Below are 5701 nucleotides of genomic sequence, written 5' to 3' on the forward strand. Positions count from 1 at the left end.
CAAGAACCGCGCATAGCGCCAACCCGGACCCCCGCAGGCCCGCCGCCGCTGCGCTATGTGAGGGCTACGCAGCGCCGGGCCTGCTCAGCTCAAAGGGGTCAATTTTGAATGCCGATAGGGGGTCAGCTTTGGATGCCGATTGACAGGGGTAGGTGCCATCAGCAGCACCATGATCCCTTGCGACACCGCGCCCGCAATCACCGCCGTGAGCACGGGGCCGCGGCGCAGGATCGCGAGCAGCGCCGCGCGATCCAGGCGCGACCGGCTCACTTGAACGGTCACGCACGGCACGCGGACAAAGGCGAGCGGCAGCAGGCCGACCAGCGTGATTGCGCAGATCGCGGCGTAGGCGCCTGCTAGGGGTATCGGCGCGAACAGGTCTTTGGTCCAGATGAAAACCTGCGGCCCGACAAAGGCCGCGATCAGCCCCGACGTCAGCACCAGCGAGATCGCAACCGGCTGCCAGCTCTCGGACACCACCTCGGCGGCGGCGAAGCGGAAGTAGAGGTAGCACGCCAGAGCAGCGCCGAGCGCGGCGTGCGCAGCGAGCAGCAGCGCGAAGTTCGACCAGGCGAGGGCGAGCGCCCCGGTGGTCCCGCCCGCGATGGCAAGAGTGCCACCGACGACGAATCCGACCCGTCGGCCGTAGCGACCCATGAGCAACGACAGCGGACCCGTGGCAACGAGCCCGGCGAATGTCTGGACGGAGGGCGGCAAGGTCGCGAGCGTGGGGGACGGCGCGAGCAGCAGCCCAGCCAGCCCGCCAAGAATGATGAGCATGGGCATGGCGGCTGTGAGGATCGTGTTCGCCGCGAGCAGACCGACGAAGTTCGCGTTCGATGGCGCGGGAACGGGCGGGTCGATGGGTGAGGAGTCGGACATTGTGGACCGGAGGCTGTTTAACGTTGCCCCCTGCATACTGATCGATTAGGTGTCCCGAAGGACAATATGGCGTCAATTATGGACACTCCATCAAGAACTCGCCGCGTCGTTGTGTTGCTGTTTGATGACGTCAACGCGCTTGACGTCTCCGGGCCCGCGCAGGCATTCGACGTCGCGCGCCTCCATGGCCGGCGCATGTACCACTTGCGCTACGTTTCGCTCGACGGCGGATCGGTGCGTTCGTCGTGCGGTCTGACGTTAGGGGCCGAGGGCACCCTTGGCACGGAAGGTTTCGAAGGGGATATTCTCGTCCCTGGCGGTTCGGGCGTCAACGCCCTGCTGACGGATCAACGCGTCCTCGGCGAGCTGCGGACGCGGCTCGCGTCGGATGGCGACGGGCGGGTGATCTCGGTGTGTTCGGGAGCGCTCGTCCTGGCCGCCGCCGGTGTGCTCGATGGGCGCACTGCCACGACACACTGGTCGCGCGAACCGGACACGCGCCGCTTCCCCCGCATTGATTGGAACCTCGACCGGATCGCGGTGTCCGGCGAGCGGGTGTTCACTTCCGCAGGCGTGACGACCGGCATCGACTTGGCACTCGCGATCATTCGCAAAGATGGCGGTCACCGGGCGGCACTGACTGTCGCACGCGAGTTGGTCGTCCAGCTGTGGCGCACAGGCGGGCAGAGCCAGTACGCCATGCATCTGGCCGGACAGATCGCGGGCGAGGACGCGTTCTCGCGCCTGATTGAGACCGTCATCAGCGAGCCCGCGCGTCGATGGACGCTTGACGACATGGCCGCGGAGGCCGGCATGAACCGACGTACGCTCACGCGCCACTTCCAGGCCCATCTCGCAACATCCCCCGCCCGCTTTGTCGAGCGGATCCGCGTTGACCACGCCCGCGGTCTTCTGGAAGCGGAATTGCCGCTCAAGCGGATCGCCCGCGAGGCCGGGTTCGGCGACCTCCAGCGCATGCGCCGCGCCTTCCAGCGTCGCTACGGCGTGAACGTCGCGGATTACCTGGCAACTTTTGGAAACGAAGCAGTGGTTCGTTAGATCAAACCCTCGTAGGACGGAAACGCAAAACGATCTGGCCATCCCAGAAGGCCCGTCTCCGCTTTCCGCAACGCGCCGATGGGCAAGCCAAGAGCCAAATGAGACACCGTGCTTGGGCAGACGTGCGACCGTCGAAGCCATCATTTATCCATGCCGCAGCATCCGGAAGTATGGCTCACAGCCGCCTTGCGGCAGTGCAGCACGTGGACCTCCGGAGCGTAGGAGGCCCCCACATCGCTTGCGGCCCATTCCAGACCTTCGCCCTATCATCCATGATGCTGTGGTCAGCCTGCATAGCCGTCGTTCGCTGAAAGCGCAAAATCTCAGTTGTAGCGAACTCACAGTCTGCGGGACTTTTCTGCCTTTGAACCTATGTTTGCTTCCATTGCACTATCGAAACTCAGGCGGCCCACCCAAAAACATACCCCGCCGCGAGCGACCCCAGAACCGCGAGCAGTAGATAAAGTAGGAATGGCTTCAATTTGAGAACCGGAGCAATAGCCATCGCGCCCCAAATACTGACCACCCCACCCGAGATCAAAAAAGCCATAGCAGCGCCTTCGGACATGCCGTTGTCAATCAGGCCGCGCGTAAGTGGCAGCGCGGCATATCCGTCAATATAGGCCGGAGCACCGACAAAGACGGCGGCAGGTATGGCCCACCATTGATCCTCGCCAACATATGCAGCAAGCGCCCCTGGGGTCAGTGCGGCGTTCAAGGCGTATTCGGCGGTGAAGGCAGGGATCAGGCAGATCAGGATGAGGCGCATGGTCGCCCTGAATTGAGTGTTGAAGGATCGCCGACGCTCCTCGGTCCCCCAAACCTTCGGGTCGAAAGTCTGAGCCGCACCACAGCGCGTGGCGCTCAGTTGGCGCGTCAGACCGTTGTCACGCAGCGCGTTCAACGCCCATGGTGCCTTGGTAAACAGTCCGGTGATCACACCGCCGAACAAACCCAATCCGAAGGCCGCGATCGTTTTGCCGATCGCAAAGCTCAACCCAAGAGTCGCGGCTGTTGTCGCGAGCATGGCCGGGTCAGTGATCGGGGATGACAACCAGAATGCCATGATCGGCGCCAACGGCACACCCGCCGCCAAGAGCCCGGCCATCAAAGGCAGCACGGAAACGCCACAGACAGGCGTGATGGCTCCGATTAGTGATGCGGCCACCACCGTTCTCAGCGTTCGACCTTCGAACGCACCTGCTATGAGTGCATCCGCGCTGCTGGCAATAATCCATGCTGCCAGAAGGATGCCCGGAATGACGATGGGTGCGACGTCAATCAAACCCCAGGCAACAAACTTGGCAGCATTTGCAGTGTGTTCCGGCCATGCAAGACCGATACCTAGCAGGAGGATGAGGCATATGCCCCAGACCATAGATTTTCGAATTGATTGTCGGCGGGCAACTGCCTGACCGGTCATAGGAAACTCCTTTGACCTTGAAAAATAGGGTTGGCACAGCATATGTAAAACGAATAGTTCCAATTTCTGATATTGCGAAAACAGATGGAAAACTTGGACAGCGATTTGCTGCGCACCTTTGTCGCCGTGGCTGAAGCAGGTAGCGTAACGGACGGTGCGGCGCGCATCTACCGATCACAATCCGCTACCAGTCTTCAGATCAAGCGCCTTGAAGCCACCCTTGGCCAACCTGTCTTCGAACGGCACGGGCGAGGCGTGGTCCTGAGCGACACGGGACGTCGGCTGTTGCCCGTTGCACAGGAGGTGACGGCACGCCTCGACGCGGTGCTGCGCGACATTTCCCAAAATGCTGTAACCGGCAAACTCTGTGTAGGCATTCCCGATGATCATGGACGGGCCAAACTGTCGGAGATTGTCGCGGCTTTCACCCGCCACCATCCAAAGGTCGAACTGGAGGTGACCTGCGCCTTAAGCGCGGATTTTCCCAAGGCGCTCGAAAAGGGACTGCTGGATCTCGCGATTTATGAGGTGGCACGCCCATCGAGTCATGAAGAAATGCTGTTTGAAGACCCAACGTGCTGGGTATCGTCTGCCCATCGAAATTTCCCAGCTGATGAAAGCCTGCCAGTCGCCTTGTTCGATCACGCTTGCTGGTGGCGCGACGCGGCGATCACTTCCTTGAAAGCCCGCGGAAAGCCATACCGCATCGTCTATTCCAGCCAAAGCGTTTCCGGCGTGATCGCTGCGGTCGAGGCCGGGATTGCGGTGGGCCTGCTGGGCCGCTCATCGCTTCACTCGGGCCTATCGATGGTGAGCGAAACACTCGGCTTCGAAAGCACGCCTGCATCCAAGTTGGTGATGGCATCAAGTAGGCCACGCCAAGCCGGGCCGCTGGATGCTATGAAAGCAGCTATCCGCGCGGCGTTTCTGGTCAGCGTCTCAGAAAGCAGCCGTTCGTCACGATGCAAAATTCGGTAGGTGAGGGCTCACAGCCGACTTGCGGCGGTGCAGCGCTCTAATATTGATGAATACGCATCAACTCGGGGTACCCCGACCGCGCCGGGTGACGGCTGCCAGCCCCAGAGCGGACCCACGAACCTTGACTCGACTCCACGATAGCTGACCTTTGCCGGGCGGTTAGCGAACTGGTAAGATGCGGGACAAAGTGAGCTTTCTCTGCGAGTGCGCCAATGACCGCTTTTTTGGTTTGCATAGCTCAGATCGTGGAAGAGCCTCGCCGCCAACGCTACTGTTAACCAGTGTATTGTTGCGTTTGCGGCATGCGAACTCCGTGCCGCACGCAACTGTTTCCGGGATTCTAGAATTCGTCAAACTCCGGAACATTGCCTAGCCTTACAGGGAAGCTTGGGTCGCTGACTTCTCCACTGGTTCGATCTTCGGTGACCATGTAGGCGTCGGCGCCTGCGCAATCTTTGGATAGAGCCTCTCGTTCGGCTCTGTGATGTGCTTCAGACGCTGTGGAATATTCAAATTGCTTGGCAAATTTCAGGCCGGTCTGCCTATTGCGCCCAGCCTTCGTTTCAACATCCGTTTAGCAGAAGTAGTGGGTTTTTTCCGGGGAAAGCTCTGGGTTTGTCATGGATGGATCCTTGTGATCGGCTGGGACGATTGGAAGTTCTGGGAACAGCCCTGGCCGATTTCAGCCTGGTTGAAGTGCCTCTCGCCCAGCGGAGCACATCACGCAAACAAAGCCGCCGAAGTTCAACTACGGCGTCGAAGCGGCTTTGATGCGACGCGATTTGGACGCTGCTGAAGCTTTGGTTACAGGTGGCGTGTTCGCTTCTCTTTCAAGGCGAGCATTGCGCAGTCGGGAATTCTTGGCGTCACGTTGTTCCGTTTCTTCGTCGACCATTTGCCTGACGATACGCGTCGTCTTATCCATCGAGGTTTCGGGTTTGGAGTCATACACTTTAAATAGATTGTTTTTTGTGAGTTTCGTCAATTTTCAGTTTCCTTTACGGTTTAAGGCCGGTTGCACCAAGCGAGGTCTTTCAAACCAGCGCCAAATGATCGACCTTGCCTTGGGTGCGCCGTGATGGTCGCATGGATGGATCGCCGAACAGTTTCACTTCGAAGTCTGGCGCGGCCATGGCATGCATTAACGCATTGTAATTCACCTGGAATCTCACCTCGGAACCAACCGTTGGCAGGGATCGGGGTGTTCCAATTGAGAACGGCAGTGCAAAAGTGAGCCACGGAAGTGGCGTGATAATCCCGCTGCGGGCAGCGTAAAATGTTGCCACTTTGGCCCTTTCTGTTTGCAGGGAGGGCGGGAGATTTTAGTCGTGGATTTATATTTGAAAGTCCGCCTCGCGC

At 59.9% G+C, this 5701-nt stretch carries 6 protein-coding genes; 2 read left to right on the forward strand and 4 right to left on the reverse strand.

What is annotated here, in order from left to right; genetic code table 11:
• Nucleotides 1-84: 84 nt before the first annotated feature.
• Nucleotides 85-882, reverse strand: a complete 798-nt coding sequence (locus FLO80_RS21495; RefSeq protein ID WP_146611095.1) for a hypothetical protein — start codon at nt 880-882, stop codon at nt 85-87.
• 78 nt (nt 883-960) lie between these two features.
• Between FLO80_RS21495 and FLO80_RS21500 the strand changes: the two genes are divergently transcribed.
• Nucleotides 961-1941 (forward strand): GlxA family transcriptional regulator, encoded by a 981-nt coding sequence (locus FLO80_RS21500; RefSeq protein WP_281287061.1) that lies wholly within the window; start codon nt 961-963, stop codon nt 1939-1941.
• A gap of 400 nt (nt 1942-2341) precedes the next feature.
• On the opposite strand, the gene FLO80_RS21505 is transcribed toward FLO80_RS21500, so the two are convergent.
• The gene (locus FLO80_RS21505) at nt 2342-3364 is read right to left on the reverse strand and encodes a permease (RefSeq protein ID WP_111369535.1); all 1023 of its coding nucleotides are present in this window, start codon (nt 3362-3364) and stop codon (nt 2342-2344) included.
• An 84-nt stretch (nt 3365-3448) separates the two neighbouring features.
• Between FLO80_RS21505 and FLO80_RS21510 the strand changes: the two genes are divergently transcribed.
• A complete protein-coding gene (locus FLO80_RS21510; protein WP_111369537.1) occupies nt 3449-4342 on the forward strand; it encodes a LysR substrate-binding domain-containing protein in 894 nt (297 codons plus the stop codon).
• Between the two features lie 748 nt (nt 4343-5090).
• Here FLO80_RS21510 and FLO80_RS21520 read toward each other — a convergent pair.
• Nucleotides 5091-5327: a hypothetical protein gene (locus FLO80_RS21520; protein WP_146611096.1), complete on the reverse strand. Its 237-nt coding sequence runs from the start codon at nt 5325-5327 to the stop codon at nt 5091-5093.
• A gap of 49 nt (nt 5328-5376) precedes the next feature.
• Nucleotides 5377-5628 (reverse strand): hypothetical protein, encoded by a 252-nt coding sequence (locus tag FLO80_RS21525; protein WP_149187104.1) that lies wholly within the window; start codon nt 5626-5628, stop codon nt 5377-5379.
• Nucleotides 5629-5701 lie beyond the last annotated feature (73 nt).

This window comes from Aquicoccus porphyridii, from assembly GCF_008369105.1.
GTDB classification, from domain to species: Bacteria; Pseudomonadota; Alphaproteobacteria; order Rhodobacterales; family Rhodobacteraceae; genus Aquicoccus; species Aquicoccus porphyridii.